Genomic DNA, 14164 nt, shown 5'->3' with positions numbered 1-14164 from the left:
TCACATCGCGGCAAGGAGATCCTCAACGCGGTTGGTCTGCTCCCACGTGAACTCGGGAATCTCGCGACCAAAGTGGCCGTAGGCTGCCGACTTCGCGTAGACCGGGCGCTTGAGGTCAAGCTCATCGATAATGGCGAGGGGACGCAGGTCGAAGACCTTATTCACGGCGTTGACAATGGCATCGAGCGGTGCCTTGTTCGTGCCGAAGGCGTCAACGCGGACGGATACGGGGTTGGCCTGGCCGATCGCGTAGGCAACCTGCACCTCGCAACGCTCCGCAAGGCCGGCGGCAACAATGTTCTTTGCAACCCAGCGGGCCGCGTAGCAGGCGGAACGGTCAACCTTGGACGGATCCTTACCGGAGAAGGCACCGCCGCCGTGGCGTGCCATACCACCGTAGGTGTCGACGATGATCTTACGTCCCGTTAATCCAGCATCGGACATGGGGCCGCCAATAACGAATCGTCCCGACGGGTTAATGAGAATCTTCATGCCGTCACGTTTCAGGTGCGAGGCGTACTTCTCGATAACCGGATTAATGACCTGCTCGGTCAACGTCTCCCTCAGCTGCTCCTGCGTAACGTCGGCGTCGTGCTGGGAGGAAACCACAATCGTGTTGATAGCGACCGGCTTATGAGCATCGTCGTAGTCGACGGTGACCTGGGTCTTGCCGTCCGGGCGCAGACCGGCAACAATGCCCTTTTGGCGGACCTCGGCAAGCCGCTCCGCAAGGCGGTGCGAGAGGAAGATCGGCATGGGCATGAGAACGTCGGTCTCGTTTGTTGCGTAACCGAACATCAGGCCCTGGTCGCCCGCACCCTCACGTTCGTATTCTTCGACTTCGCTATCGGACTCGCGTGCTTCCAGCGAGTTGTGGACACCGTCGTAGATGTCCTGGGATTGCTGGCCGATTGAGACCGAGACGCCGCAGGAGCGTCCGTCGAACCCTACCTCCGAGGAGGAATAGCCGAGGTCAAGAAGAGCCTGGCGGACGATCTGAGGAATCTCCACATAGCTCTCGGTGTTCAGTTCTCCGGCGACGTGAACGAGACCGGTTGTCACCATCGTCTCGATAGCAACTCGAGCGTTCGGGTCCTTGGTAAGGATCGCGTCGAGGATTCGGTCGGAGATAAGATCGCAGACTTTATCGGGGTGTCCGGCAGTCACAGATTCTGATGTAAAAGGTTGCACGGAACCAGTCTAATTAGGACAGGGACAAAGAAATGCTGTCGAGAACTATTCCCGCCATCTGAGACTTTGTTCCAGCTCCCTCGGTCTGAATCTCACCATCTCCATCGAGGATCGTGATCGCCGTGTCAACATCACCAAATCCGGCGGTTTCGCCGACTTTGTTGACGACGAGAAGATCCGCGCCCTTGGTCTTGGCCTTCTTCCGGCCGTAATCAAGAACACTGCCATTCTCGTCACCCGTCTCGGCAGCAAAGCCAACGACGAATGCTCCGTGAGAGCGATCTGACGCCAGGCCCTTAAGAATGTCCGGGTTCTCGACGAGCGTGATGTCCGGAGTGGAGTGTCCGTCCTTCTTGAACTTCGACTCCCCGGACGTTGCGGGTCGGAAGTCAGCCACGGCGGCAGTCATGATCAGGACCTGCGCCCCATCGGCCAAATACACCATGGCCTCCTGCAACTGAGATGCTGAACCAACCGGGTGAACGGTGATTCGAGGGTGGTTCGGAAGCATGGCGCCGTCGATGTTGCAGGCCACAAGGTCGACATGTGCGCCGCGGTGAGCTGCCTGGAGTGCAAGATTGATTCCAAACCTACCCGTCGAACGGTTACCGAGGAACCGCACGGGGTCAATCGGCTCGCGCGTGCCGCCAGCCGAGATCACAAAGCGCTTGTCCTCGAGGTCCTGCTTTTCGAGCAGACCGAGTGCCGTCTGGGCGATCTGTTCCGGTTCGGGAAGCCGTCCGACGCCAGAATCCGCTCCGGTGAGCCTGCCTTCGGCGGGCTCGATGACGATAACGCCGCGGTTCTTTAAGGTCTGAATGTTCGCCCTGGTTGCCGGATGATTCCACATCTGGGTGTGCATGGCGGGCGCGATGAGAACCGGACATGTTGCGACAAGTGCGGTAGCGGTCAGCAGGTTGTCGCCGATACCGTGGGCAAGCTTTGCGATCGTGTTCGCGGTCGCGGGAGCAATAACGAGGAGGTCTGCTTCATCGCCAACCTGAACGTGCTCAACTCCCTCCGGGTCATCAAACACCGAGGTGTGCACCGGATTACCGGATAGCGCAGCGAACGTCGACTTCCCTACCATGTTCAGCGCGGATTCGGTCGGCACGACCTGGACGTCGTGACCCGCCTTGATGAGTAGCCTGGCCAGGATCGCCGACTTGTAGGCGGCAATCCCCCCGGTCACGCCTAAAACAATGCGCGAAGGGCCCGCGGTTTGACCGTGGGCCCCAGGCTCAATGAGAGACATTAGTCTTCGGTGGGTTCGAGGACGAGCTTGTCCTCAACTACTTCGCGCAGCGCGATCGACAGCGCCTTCTCCTCCGGATCGGAGGCAACAAGCGGTCCGACGTGGACGACGTTACCGTCGGCGCTCATAAGCTCCTGACGGTAGTCGTTGATCTGTCGGGCTCGGTTCGCCGAGTAGACCGCGAGGGCATACTTCGAATCGACCTTCTCAAGAAGATCGTCGATCGGCGGGTAGGTGATGCCTTCCGGCTCTGGCACAGTTCCGTACATGTCAGCCTTTCAGATAACTCAACGACTCAGTCTACTTGACGGAAGCCATGATTGACAGGATCTCATCCGTGGCCCTGGCCACGTCGTCATTAATGACGACCCGATCAAACTCTTCCGCCGCCGCCATCTCCACCCTCGCAGTGTCGAGCCTGCGGGCCCGTTCCTGCGGGCCCTCGGTGCCCCTCATCTCCAACCTGACCGCAAGGTCATCGAAGGCCGGGGGTGCGATGAAGATCTGGAGAGCTTCGGGTAGAGACTCGCGGATTTGGCGGGCACCCGCGAGGTCCACCTCGAGAAGAACAATCCCGCCGTCGGCGAGAGCCTTCTCAACCGGGCCGCGCGGTGTTCCGTATCGGTGAACGCCGTGGACGGTTGCCCACTCGAGCATGTTGCCCTGCTCCACCATTTCGTCAAACTCCCCGGGGCTGACAAAGAAGTAGTGCTGGGCATTGACTTCGCCCTCGCGAGGGGACCGCGTGGTCGCCGATGTGGAGAGCCAGATGGCGGGCTCCTTCGCGACGAGTTCCCGGATGATTGTCCCCTTGCCGACTGCCGTCGGCCCGCAAATGACGAAAGCCTTCATTAGTAGAACAGGGTAATGAGGGCCTCACGCTGGTGCGGGCCGAGGCCGCCGACGCGGCGGGACGGCGAAATACCGGTGCGGTCCATGATCTGGCGGGCCTTGGCGGTGCCAATCCCGGGCATTGATTCCAGAAGAGCGGAGACCCGGAGCTTCGCAACGATCTCGTCTTCCTTAGCGAGGGTAAGGACTTCGGACAACCTGGTCTCTCCGGCCTTCAGTGACTTCTTGAGATCAGCGCGTCGCTTCCGTGCGATCGCAGCCTTCTCAAGAGCAGCTTGTCTCTGTTCCGGCGAGAGGGAAGGAAGTGCCATAACAACTACTCCATGTCTATAATTTTGGCGGGGTTTGTCTCATCAATAGTTGAGGAACAACCGGGGTTACCTTACCAAATGAAAGTAACTAGGTCTCACAAGTTTTGTGCCGAATGAGCATTTTTTAATCCGGTCACGTCCGGTCCTGCACGTAAGATCGCACGCGAAACAGGAACGCACAGCAGATTGCTCCCCGCTACCACCTGAGCTTGCTGGACAGTGGCGCCTTGGGCGCCAACGCCCGGGGCTAGCACCGGCCCTGCCAGTACGTTCACATCGATGCTCCAGGAGGAAATCCGCTCTCCCGCGGTGGCTCCAATGACCGCGCCGAGCGAGCCGGGCTGCCCCGGCCAGTACCTGCCATTGGTCTCCCCCAGCTCGTTTAGCACGCATTGTGCGGCCGCGGGATCTCCCGCACCTTGCACGGATGTGCCTTCGGGGTTGGATGTAATTGCAAGAACAAATGCTCCACGGTCGTTCTCAGCAGCCTTCTCAAAGGCCGGCTTCAGTGCTCCTACTCCGAGGTAGGGGCTGAGCGTGACAGCATCCGATCCAAAGGGACCGTCCCCCAGCCACGCATCCGCATACCCCGCCATAGTCGAACCAATATCGCCGCGCTTCGCATCGGAGATCACGAGCGTCCCAGCCTCCCGGAAGGTTCCGATTAGTCCTTCCAGTGCCGCCATTCCCCTACTGCCGTGCCGTTCGTAGAAGGCCACCTGAGGCTTGATCGAAGCAACCTGTCCCGCGAAGGCCTGCGCCAAGATTTCCGAAAACCGTGTGAGACCCGCCGGATTGTCGGGCAGGCCCCACGCCTCAAGGATCGACGCGTGGGGATCCACTCCGACGCAGATCGGCCCGAAGGCCGCCTGCTGGTCCGCGAGTCGCTGCGCGAAGGTCACAGGCCCCGCCTTGCGGTGTGCTCCTGGAGGCTCGTGACACTAAAGCCGGCGCCGCTCGCCTGGAGTGCCTGGACAGCGGCTCCAAACTCCTGGACGGTTGTCATGATCGGCTTATCTGCTGCCGTTGTGGCTGCACGAATCTCGTATCCGTCGGCGCGTGTTCCCGATCCAGACGGCGTGTTAATCACCATGTCGATCTCGCCAGCCTCAATGAGATCGGAGATCGTCGGCTCACCGTTGGGACCGCGGCCCGCCGAGTTGCGGCGCACCTCGGTTGCGGGAACGCCGTACCGGCGAAGGAGTGCCGCTGTGCCAGTGGTAGCGCAAATTTCGAAGCCAAGATCAACGAGCCCAATGACCGGGAAGATGATCGAGCCCTTGTCGCGATCGGCAACGGATACGAACACCGTTCCCTTGTCGGGGAGCCCGCCATAGGCGGCTGCCTGCGCCTTGGCGAAGGCGAGCGGAAAAGTCGAATCGAGACCCATGACCTCACCCGTCGACCGCATTTCCGGGCCGAGAAGCGAATCAACGATTCGCCCATCGGTTGTCGCAAAGCGCTTGAACGGAAGGACGGCTTCCTTGACTGCCGTGACCGGATTTGTCTCGATGATCGCAGCATCCTGCTCGGGCAGAATGCCATCCGCACGGAGCTCGGCAATGGTCTTGCCGGTCATGATCAGAGTGGCGGCCTTGGCGAGCGGGATTCCGGTGGCCTTAGCAACGAACGGGACCGTGCGGGATGCGCGGGGATTTGCTTCGATGACGTAGAGGACCTCGGAGACGAGTGCGAACTGGATGTTGATGAGTCCGCGGACTCCCACGCCCTTCGCGATCGCCTCGGTCGATTGCCTGATGCGGTCGATCATGGGCTGGCCCAGGGTGAGCGGGGGCAGGACGCAAGCCGAGTCACCGGAGTGAATCCCGGCTTCCTCGATGTGCTCCATGATTCCGCCGAGGAAAAGGTCGGTGCCGTCGTAGAGGGCATCGACGTCGATCTCGATCGCGTCATCCAGGAACTTGTCGATAAGGAGCGGTGCGGCCTTGCGAGTCGCATCGCTCCCCTCGTGGTCGCGTCGCGACAGGTAGTCGACCAGCTGATCCCGATCGAACACGATCTCCATGCCGCGTCCGCCGAGAACATACGACGGACGAACGAGAACGGGGTAGCCGATCCGCTCAGCCGTTTCGAGAGCTTGCTGGTCAGACGTTGCCGTTCCGTACGCCGGGGCCGGAAGATTCGCGGCCTCGAGGACGTTACCGAAAATGCCGCGATCTTCGGCAGCATCGATAGCTTCGGGCGACGTGCCGAGAATCGGTACGCCTGCCGCCTTCAGGTCGGCTGCGAGCGAGAGCGGGGTCTGACCGCCAAGCTGGACGATCATGCCGGCGACGGGTCCCGCTTCGCATTCGGCGCGGTACACCTCGAGGACATCCTCGAGCGTGAGCGGCTCGAAGTAGAGCCGGTCCGACATGTCGTAGTCCGTTGACACGGTCTCCGGGTTGCAGTTGACCATGACGGTCTCGTACTCGTCACGCAGTGCGAGTGTCGCGTGCACGCAGGAGTAATCGAACTCGATTCCCTGACCGATACGGTTCGGGCCGGAGCCAAGAATGATCACTGCGGGCTTCTCGCGCTTTGTGACCTCGGTGTGAGTCTCGTACGTCGAGTAGTGGTACGGAGTATCCGACTTGAACTCAGCTGCACAGGTGTCGACTGTCTTGTAGACAGGGTGCAGGCCGTATGCTGTACGGATCTCCCGAACGGCCTCCTGGCTCATGTCCTTCAGCTCGCCGATCTGAGCATCCGAGAAGCCGTGGCGCTTGGCGTAGCCGAGCAGATCGGTGTTGAGCGAACCGGATTCCTGGATTTCCTTGGCGATCTCGTTGATGAGAACTATTTGGTCGAGGAACCAGCGGTCGATCTTCGTGATCTCATACAGCTCATCAACGGTGGCACCCAGGTGGAGTGCCTGCTGGACTGCCTGGAGGCGGTCCTCGGTCGAAATGGCTGCGGCCGCGAGAAGCTCGTCAAGCGAACGAGTGATGTTCCAGGAGAATCCCGTTGCCTTCTTGTCGATGGACCGCATGGCCTTCTGGAGAGCCTCGGTGAAGTTACGGCCAATGGCCATTGCTTCGCCCACCGACTTCATGGTGGTGGTCAGCCGGTTGTCCGCCGCGGGGAACTTCTCGAAGGCAAAGCGCGGGATCTTGCATACGACGTAGTCGATCGAGGGCTCGAACGACGCCGGGGTCGAGCCGGTGATGTCGTTCTGGATCTCGTCGAGCGTGTATCCGAGTGCCAATCGCGCTGCGATCTTGGCGATCGGGAAGCCCGTGGCCTTCGAGGCAAGAGCCGAGGAACGTGAGACGCGGGGGTTCATTTCGATGACAATGACGCGGCCGGTCTCCGGCTCCATAGCGAACTGGATGTTACAGCCACCCGTATCAACACCGACCTCGCGGATTACCGCGATGCCGATATCGCGCAAGTTCTGGTATTCGCGATCCGTGAGAGTCAACGACGGGGCAACCGTGATCGAGTCACCGGTGTGAACACCAACGGGATCGACGTTCTCGATCGTGCAGACAACCACGGCATTATCGGCCTGGTCGCGCATGATCTCGAGCTCGAATTCCTTCCAGCCGAGAATGGATTCTTCGAGAAGAACCTCGTTGGTCGGCGAGTAGTGCAGTCCCGCACCGGCAATCCGGCTGAGCTCTTCCTTATTCCAAGCGAAGCCGGAACCTAGCCCGCCCATGGTGAAGCTGGGGCGAACAACAACCGGGTAGCCGAGCTTATCGGCAGCGTCGAAGCACTCGTCCAAGGTGTTGCAGATGGCGGAACGTGCCGACGCGGCACCGCACTTTTCGACTACCTTCTTGAACTCTTCGCGGTCCTCCCCGGCCTGGATGGCCTCGAGGCGGGCACCGATCATTTCGACACCGTACTTGTCGAGAACTCCCAGCTCGGAGAGCTCCACGGCCGCATTGAGGGCGGTCTGACCGCCAAGGGTGGGCAGGAGTGCGTCGGGGCGTTCCTTCTCGATGATCGAGGTGAGAACATCTGCGCGGATTGGCTCCACGTAGGTGGCATCCGCCATATCCGGGTCGGTCATGATCGTTGCCGGGTTCGAGTTCACGAGGATGACTCGCAGACCCTCTTCGCGAAGGACGCGGCATGCCTGGGTGCCCGAGTAGTCAAACTCGCAGGCCTGGCCAATAACGATGGGGCCGGAACCGATAACGAGAACGGACTTAATATCTGTGCGGCGTGGCATCAGTTGGCCTCCTTGATGAGAGTAATGAAGCGGTCAAAGAGGTGCTCGCCATCGTGCGGGCCAGCAGCTGCCTCCGGATGGTACTGGACCGAGAAGGCAGGGATGTCCAGGCAACGAATGCCCTCAACGACACCGTCGTTGAGACCGATGTGGGAGACCGCAACCTTGCCGTAGCGACCATCCCCGTACGGGGCAACAGTTGCTTCGTCAATCGGCAGGTCAACCGCGAAACCGTGGTTGTGGGCCGTGATTTCTACCTTGCCGGTTTCCCTGTCGAGAACCGGCTGGTTCGCTCCCCTGTGCCCGTACTCGAGCTTGTAGGTACCAAAGCCGAGGGCCCTGCCAAGGAGCTGGTTGCCAAAGCAGATACCAAAGTACGGGAGCCCAGCTTCGAGCACGCCGCGGAGGAGATCGATTTCGTGGTCGGCGGCCGACGGATCGCCGGGGCCGTTCGAGAAAAACACACCATCGGGTTCGAAGGCGAGCACTTCGGCAAGCGAAATCGACTGGGGAACGACCGTCACCTTCACACCGCGCTCGGCAAACTGCCAAGGGGTCCGGTTCTTGATACCAAAATCAACGGCGACAATGTGCGCGACGGGGTCCTTGCCTTCGAAGGCGCCGCGGGGCTCCACAACGTAAGGTGCAGGGGTTGTCACGTCCGCAGCAAGGTCGGCTCCCGCCATCGAAGGCGAGTCATTGACGAGGCCAATGAGAATGTCCAGAGCCTGTTCGTTGCCGTTGTCGGCGCCGAGCGGTAGTGCAGAACCCGAGAAGATACCGGCCCTCATGACGCCGCGGTCCCGCAGGTGGCGGGTAACGGCGCGGGTGTCGACCTCGCAGATACCGACAACGTCGTTCTCGACGAGGTAATCTTCGAGCTCACCGGTGGCACGCCAGGACGACGCGCGCCTCGCGGCATCGCGCACGACAACGCCCGCGGTCCATACCTTGTCCGACTCATTATCCTCCTCATTCACACCGGTGTTGCCGATGTGAGGAGCCGTCATGACAATGATCTGCTTGTGGTAAGACGGGTCGGTGAACGTCTCCTGGTAACCGGTCATGGCCGTGGAGAAGACGATCTCGCCCGTAGTTCTGCCTCGCTTGCCCCATGCCCTGCCTGGGAAGATTGTTCCATCCTCGAGCACGAGGAGTGCTGGCTCTCTCATTCAGCTACCTTTCCGCCGAGGCACGTGACCCGGCCCCGGAATACTGTGTGCATGACCCTGCCCGGCAGAGTCATCCCCTCGTAGGGGGTGTTAGAAGACTTCGTCTCCTGGTGGCGACCGCTCACTGTAGCAGGTGACTCGGGGTCGTAGAAGCAGAGGTTCGCAGGCTGACCAACGTCAATCGGCTGGCCCTGATCCGTCATACCGGAGATCTCTGCGGGTTTGGTCGACATGACGCGAGCAACGTCGGCCCAGTCAAGCAGACCCGGCTCCACAAGTTCCTTGTGGACCACGGCAAGGGCAGTCTCCAGCCCCGTCATACCGAAAGCACCGGCTGCCCACTCACAGTCCTTAGCCTCGGTGGGGTGCGGAGCATGGTCCGTGCCGATCGTGTCGATCGTCCCGTCGGCAAGGCCAGCCTTGAGCGCCTCGATGTCCGCGGCGGTCCGCAGCGGCGGGTTCACCTTGTAGCGAGGATCATAGGAGCGCGCTAGCGCATGATCGAGCGAGATATGGTGCGGAGTTGCCTCGGCCGTGACCTTAATACCCTGCGCCTTTGCCCAGCGAATCAGCTCAACGGAGCCCTTGGTGGAGACGTGGAGGATGTGAAGGCGGGAACCGACGTGCTGGGCAAGCAGGCAGTCCCGGGCAATGATGGACTCTTCGGCGACCGCCGGCCATCCGGCCAGTCCAATCTCTGCCGACACGTTGCCCTCGTGCATCTGCGCGCCCTCGGTGAGACGGGGCTCCTGAGCGTGCTGCGCAATGATCCCGCCGAATGACCGCACGTATTCGAGCGCGCGGCGCATAAGAACGGGATCGGATACGCACTGGCCATCGTCAGAGAACATCGTGACGTTCGCACGGGACTCGTGCATGGCCTCAAGCTCGGCGAGCCTCTCCCCTGCCAGGCCAACCGTGACGGCACCAACCGGCTGAACGTAGGCGTAGCCGGCCTTTGCCCCAAGCTTCGCTACCTGCTCAACGACACCGGCGGTGTCCTGGACAGGAGTCGTGTTTGCCATGGCGTGGACGGCAGTAAAACCACCGGCGGCCGCGGCGCGCGTTCCAGAAAGGACGGTCTCGGCATCCTCTCGGCCCGGTTGCCGCAGGTGGGTGTGGAGATCAACAAGACCGGGAAGGGCGATCATGCCCGTAGCATCAACAACGGTGGAATCTCCCGGTTCAAGTGCTGTTCCGATCTCGGTGATCAGGCCGTCTGCGATGCGGATGTCGGCGGTTTCTGTTCCGAGAATGCTGGCTCCGGTGAAGAGGGTGCTCATGCTGCCTCCTTATGGGCAAGTGTCAGGTACAGCACGGCCATCCGCACGTACACGCCGTTCTCGACCTGCTCGAGAACAACAGATCGATCTTGATCCGCCGCTTCGGCGGAGATCTCAAGTCCCCTGTTCATGGGGCCGGGGTGAAGCAGAATGGTGTGATCGGGAAGACGACCCATTCGTTCCATGTTGAGCCCGTAGAGACGGTGGTATTCCTCCGGTGATGGGAAGAAGCCTCCCCCGCTGCCGGTCATCCGCTCGTGCTGCACGCGGAGCATCATAATCGCATCCGGACCATCGTCAATGGCCTCGTCCAGGCTGTAGGAGATCTTGGAAGCCCAGTTTTCAATTCCCACGGGAAGGAGCGTCGGGGGCGCCACGAAAGTGACTTCCGCACCCAGCGTTGTCAGGAGATCAAGGTTCGAGCGGGCCACGCGGGAGTGCAGAATGTCGCCCACGATGACAACTTTCTTACCTCTCATGTCCTTTCCGAGCCTGCCCTCACCGATCAGGTGCCGTCTCATCGTGAAAGCATCGAGAAGCGCCTGCGTGGGGTGCTGGTGGGTGCCGTCGCCGCCGTTGATGATGGGAGCATCGATCCAGCCGGATTCGGCAAGCCGCTGCGCGGCTCCCGAAGCAGAATGCCGGATAACGAAACCTTCGGCTCCCATTGCGGCCAGGGTCTGGGCCGTGTCTTTGAGCGACTCGCCCTTGGACAGGGAGGAACCCTTGGCGGAAAAGTTGAGCACATCGGCTGAAAGCCGCTTGGCTGCCGCCTCGAAAGAGAGACGGGTGCGCGTCGAGTCCTCGAAGAACATGATGGCGACCGTGCGCCCGGCAAGTGCCGGTAGTTTACGGATCGACTGCTTGTTCGTATCCCTCATTGTCTCTGCAGTGTCGAGAATCATGAGGGCCTCATCGAGGCTCAGGTCAGCTGCTGAAAGGAGATGCCTCACCGGGGATCCTCGATGATGACGCCATCGGTCTCGTCCACTTCAGCCAGTTGCACGACCACCCGCTCGGAGCGGGACGTGGGCAGGTTCTTGCCCACGTAGTCGGCGCGGATGGGAAGTTCGCGGTGGCCGCGGTCCGCAAGGACGGCGAGCTGAACCGAGATGGGACGACCGATATTGGTCAGTGCATCGAGTGCCGCACGGATGGTGCGGCCGGAAAAGAACACGTCATCGACGAGCACGACAATGCGATCGTCGATCCCACCCTCGGGAATGCGTGTTGGGGATGGTGCTCGCGTCGGGTTCCGGCGCAGATCATCGCGGTACATGGTGACGTCGAGCGATCCGACGGGCACCTGCTCTCCGCTGGCCCTTTCAATGGCGGCTGCCAAACGCTCTGCGATCGGCACTCCGCGGGACGGGATGCCGAGAAGAATGACGGAGTCAGCTCCGTGATTCCTTTCCAGCACCTCGTGCGCCATGCGCGTGATGGAGCGGGTAATATCCCCGCCATCCATAACCATTCTTCCAGTCATAATGGGACTCCTTGCCGCCTCTCTGTGCGGTAGTTAAAGGAGATCCGACCCGGTTAGGCCGGACCCGATATTCAATTGTACGTCGAGAGAATGACCGCAAAGTCCGCTCTCGACACGACAGGCAGGGAACCATGCGATCTCCTGCCTGCCAATTCTATTTCTCCTCGTCGATCGACTGATCGACCGGAAGTTCGTCGTTCGCATCATCTCCCGAGGATACAAACGAATAGTTGCTCTCAGCATCGCCGAGTCCGTCACCGGCGGACGAATCGTGTGAGGTGGAAACTGTGGACTCGGAGACCGAGGGCTCTGTCGAGCCTGGCTTGCGCTCCGACACGTCAGCGTCTGTCGAACGCTCGGAGCTTTCCAGCGTGGAATCGGAGACTGACGTAGCCTCAGGAAGCGCCGAAGCATCGGCTGCCGTCAGTTCCTCAGGCGCTGATACTGCTTCTGCGGCATCGGCCTTCATCTCTTTGCCGGCGCGGTTAAAGATGGCCGTGATGAAGCGGATCGACTTCTCGTCACCGAGTTCGCGAACAATGGCGGAGTACTCTTTGACGGCAACGGCGACCTGGAGGCCCGCGAAGCAGATCTCGGCAAGGCCGAGACGGAGAACGCAACGGTCCAGCGACGCGAGGCGGCGAAGCCCCCACGCAGAGTAGTCCTCGATCATGCCGTCCAGGTCGTACAGGTGGTCGGCAACAAGGTTGACGAGATCTGCTCCAGCGGCCTGAATCGGTACCTGGGCCGTGGAGACTTCTTGGCGCTCGGCAAGAAGCTCTCGAAGCAGGCCGGGCACAAGAATATCTTTCTGCTCGGCCTCGAAGACGACATCGAGAGCTCGCCTACGCTGGGTTTCGAGGTGTCGTGCCACTAGTCGGTGGCGCGACCGAGGTACTCACCCGTGCGGGTATCGACCTTGACCTTGGTGTTCTCGTTGAGGAACAGGGGAACCTGGATCTCGTAGCCGGTTTCGAGGGTAGCGGGCTTTGTACCTGCCGAGGAGCGATCGCCCTGAAGGCCGGGCTCCGTGTAGGTGATCTCAAGGACCACGGACGAGGGAAGCTCAATAAAGAGAACCTGGCCCTCGTGCTGAGCAACAATCGCCATCTGGTTCTCGAGCAGGAAATTCTTGGCGTCGCCAACGACCTCGGGGCTGATCGGCAGCTGATCGTAGGTCTCCATGTCCATGAACACGAAGTCGGTACCGTCGTTGTAGAGGTACTGCATGTCCCTGCGGTCAACGGTCGCGGTCTCAACCTTGACGCCGGCGTTCAGCGTCTTGTCGACAGTCTTGCCGGTCAGGACGTTCTTCAGCTTCGTGCGGACGAAGGCCGGACCCTTGCCAGGCTTGACGTGCTGGAATTCGACAACGGACCAGAGCCCGTTGTCGATGACGAGCACCATGCCGTTCTTGAGATCGTTCGAGGTTGCCACAAAAACTCCTTAAGTTCAGTCAGTCCACACAATACCGCGTGCGGATAAGCCCGCCCAAGTGCACCGGGCTGATGTGAGCGAGTAGGCCGAAATAGTGACTTCCCTCCCCCGCAAGGGAATTAATCGAACATTGTCACCAAAAGAACTAAATCGGACGGAATTATGCAAGTCGTATATAACTCACCTTGACGAGGCTATTCATTCATCGATTTCACTGCCGCCAGACCATGTCCGCAGGTCGCACGTCTGATGTAACATACGAATCCACACTGCATACCTATGCACCTCTTTGAGTTTTGTAATGTATACGTTCAACACATGGCTTTATGGGCGCATATTGGGGAAATAGCCACCGAAACTCGGCACTGTTGACAGACAAGTTTGCCACATAGTATTCATCTTCTATGGATTTTATAAATGAGCTTTCGCTGGCTAAACGTGCCCTGCTCCAGCGTATGCAATCGGACGAGGCGCGCATACAGGCGGAAGCCAGAACAAAGCGACGTCTTCAAGCAGACTTGAGCAAGCTCCTTGCCAGGTTTCAGAGTCCGCCGACACCCTTCTGCTTTCCGGGGTTCCAACCATGCCGATGGCTTCCCACGGCGCAACCGTCACGCTGTGGGACGAGCCCGGGTGGCTCGTGTGCGCCTGTCTAGAGCGGAGCCCAAAGAACGGCTATATTGCGATGAACACTTCGGGATCGCGCTTCTTCATCGCGCACAGGGACTACGTTACCGACAAGCCAATCCATCAGAACCTGCGGATGGCGGGACTGGAATACGGCACCCCGTTCATCATGACCTACGAGCATCGACGGTTCGGGCTCGATAAGTTTCTCCGCGAAGATTGGAGATCCAAACTTGGCCTGTACCTGTTGCACTCTAAAGACGGTTTCCCCATGAACATTTCACTCCAAAAGGCTTTTGCAGACGGGATCGCCAATCTGCTCAAGGACTACGAGCGCTGAGTCCGGCAGTCTTCTTCATCGGACAGA

14 protein-coding genes are annotated in these 14164 nt (G+C 60.3%); 1 reads left to right on the top strand and 13 read right to left on the bottom strand.

The window, feature by feature from the left end; all coding sequences use genetic code 11:
- From metK to efp, 13 genes are all read right to left on the bottom strand, one after another.
- Positions 1-1191, bottom strand: a complete 1191-nt coding sequence (gene metK, locus EJ997_RS03365; protein WP_126703334.1) for a methionine adenosyltransferase — start codon at positions 1189-1191, stop codon at positions 1-3.
- A 13-nt stretch (positions 1192-1204) separates the two neighbouring features.
- On the bottom strand, positions 1205-2446 hold the full coding sequence (gene coaBC, locus EJ997_RS03360; RefSeq protein WP_126703333.1) for a bifunctional phosphopantothenoylcysteine decarboxylase/phosphopantothenate--cysteine ligase CoaBC: 1242 nt from the start codon (positions 2444-2446) through the stop codon (positions 1205-1207).
- Complete coding sequence (rpoZ, locus tag EJ997_RS03355; RefSeq protein ID WP_126703332.1) at positions 2446-2715, bottom strand: DNA-directed RNA polymerase subunit omega; 270 nt, start codon at positions 2713-2715, stop codon at positions 2446-2448. The genes coaBC and rpoZ overlap by 1 nt, the downstream gene beginning before the upstream one ends.
- Positions 2716-2746: 31 nt before the next feature.
- Entirely contained in the window at positions 2747-3298 is a 552-nt protein-coding gene (gene gmk, locus EJ997_RS03350; protein WP_126703331.1) for a guanylate kinase, read from the bottom strand.
- A complete protein-coding gene (gene mihF, locus EJ997_RS03345) occupies positions 3298-3609 on the bottom strand; it encodes an integration host factor, actinobacterial type (protein WP_126703330.1) in 312 nt (103 codons plus the stop codon). The genes gmk and mihF overlap by 1 nt, the downstream gene beginning before the upstream one ends.
- 95 nt (positions 3610-3704) lie before the next feature.
- Positions 3705-4511, bottom strand: a complete 807-nt coding sequence (gene pyrF, locus EJ997_RS03340) for an orotidine-5'-phosphate decarboxylase (protein ID WP_126703329.1) — start codon at positions 4509-4511, stop codon at positions 3705-3707.
- The gene (carB, locus tag EJ997_RS03335; RefSeq protein WP_126703328.1) at positions 4508-7792 is read right to left on the bottom strand and encodes a carbamoyl-phosphate synthase large subunit; all 3285 of its coding nucleotides are present in this window, start codon (positions 7790-7792) and stop codon (positions 4508-4510) included. The genes pyrF and carB overlap by 4 nt, the downstream gene beginning before the upstream one ends.
- Entirely contained in the window at positions 7792-8964 is a 1173-nt protein-coding gene (carA, locus tag EJ997_RS03330; protein WP_126703327.1) for a glutamine-hydrolyzing carbamoyl-phosphate synthase small subunit, read from the bottom strand. The genes carB and carA overlap by 1 nt, the downstream gene beginning before the upstream one ends.
- Positions 8961-10247: a dihydroorotase gene (locus EJ997_RS03325; protein WP_126703326.1), complete on the bottom strand. Its 1287-nt coding sequence runs from the start codon at positions 10245-10247 to the stop codon at positions 8961-8963. The genes carA and EJ997_RS03325 overlap by 4 nt, the downstream gene beginning before the upstream one ends.
- Positions 10244-11200 (bottom strand): aspartate carbamoyltransferase catalytic subunit, encoded by a 957-nt coding sequence (locus EJ997_RS03320; RefSeq protein ID WP_126703325.1) that lies wholly within the window; start codon positions 11198-11200, stop codon positions 10244-10246. Before EJ997_RS03320 ends, EJ997_RS03325 begins: the two co-directional genes overlap by 4 nt.
- Entirely contained in the window at positions 11197-11733 is a 537-nt protein-coding gene (gene pyrR / locus EJ997_RS03315) for a bifunctional pyr operon transcriptional regulator/uracil phosphoribosyltransferase PyrR (protein WP_126703324.1), read from the bottom strand. Before pyrR ends, EJ997_RS03320 begins: the two co-directional genes overlap by 4 nt.
- 154 nt (positions 11734-11887) lie before the next feature.
- Positions 11888-12607, bottom strand: coding sequence for a transcription antitermination protein NusB (locus tag EJ997_RS03310; protein WP_126703323.1), 720 nt, complete (start codon positions 12605-12607; stop codon positions 11888-11890).
- The gene (efp, locus tag EJ997_RS03305; RefSeq protein ID WP_126703322.1) at positions 12607-13170 is read right to left on the bottom strand and encodes an elongation factor P; all 564 of its coding nucleotides are present in this window, start codon (positions 13168-13170) and stop codon (positions 12607-12609) included. The genes EJ997_RS03310 and efp overlap by 1 nt, the downstream gene beginning before the upstream one ends.
- Before the next feature lie 583 nt (positions 13171-13753).
- Here efp and EJ997_RS03300 point away from each other — a divergent pair.
- Positions 13754-14137 carry a hypothetical protein gene (locus tag EJ997_RS03300; RefSeq protein WP_126703321.1) on the top strand — a complete coding sequence of 128 codons (384 nt, stop codon included), beginning with the start codon at positions 13754-13756 and terminating at the stop codon, positions 14135-14137.
- Positions 14138-14164: the final 27 nt, after the last annotated feature.

The organism is Flaviflexus ciconiae, assembly GCF_003971195.1.
In the GTDB taxonomy this organism is placed as follows: domain Bacteria; phylum Actinomycetota; class Actinomycetes; order Actinomycetales; family Actinomycetaceae; genus Flaviflexus; species Flaviflexus ciconiae.
Note: the sequence above shows the minus strand (reverse complement) of the source record. Positions and strands in the feature narration are given on the sequence as shown.

Excerpts from the sequence above, each read along its gene's own strand:
- mihF (WP_126703330.1), bottom strand. The coding sequence starts at position 3,609 with ATGGCACTTCCTTCCCTCTCGCCGGAACAGAGACAAGCTGCTCTTGAG.
- coaBC (WP_126703333.1), bottom strand. The coding sequence starts at position 2,446 with ATGTCTCTCATTGAGCCTGGGGCCCACGGTCAAACCGCGGGCCCTTCG.
- EJ997_RS03325 (WP_126703326.1), bottom strand. The coding sequence starts at position 10,247 with ATGAGCACCCTCTTCACCGGAGCCAGCATTCTCGGAACAGAAACCGCC.
- carB (WP_126703328.1), bottom strand. The coding sequence starts at position 7,792 with ATGCCACGCCGCACAGATATTAAGTCCGTTCTCGTTATCGGTTCCGGC.
- pyrR (WP_126703324.1), bottom strand. The coding sequence starts at position 11,733 with ATGACTGGAAGAATGGTTATGGATGGCGGGGATATTACCCGCTCCATC.
- gmk (WP_126703331.1), bottom strand. The coding sequence starts at position 3,298 with ATGAAGGCTTTCGTCATTTGCGGGCCGACGGCAGTCGGCAAGGGGACA.
- EJ997_RS03300 (WP_126703321.1), top strand. The coding sequence starts at position 13,754 with ATGCCGATGGCTTCCCACGGCGCAACCGTCACGCTGTGGGACGAGCCC.
- rpoZ (WP_126703332.1), bottom strand. The coding sequence starts at position 2,715 with ATGTACGGAACTGTGCCAGAGCCGGAAGGCATCACCTACCCGCCGATC.
- carA (WP_126703327.1), bottom strand. The coding sequence starts at position 8,964 with ATGAGAGAGCCAGCACTCCTCGTGCTCGAGGATGGAACAATCTTCCCA.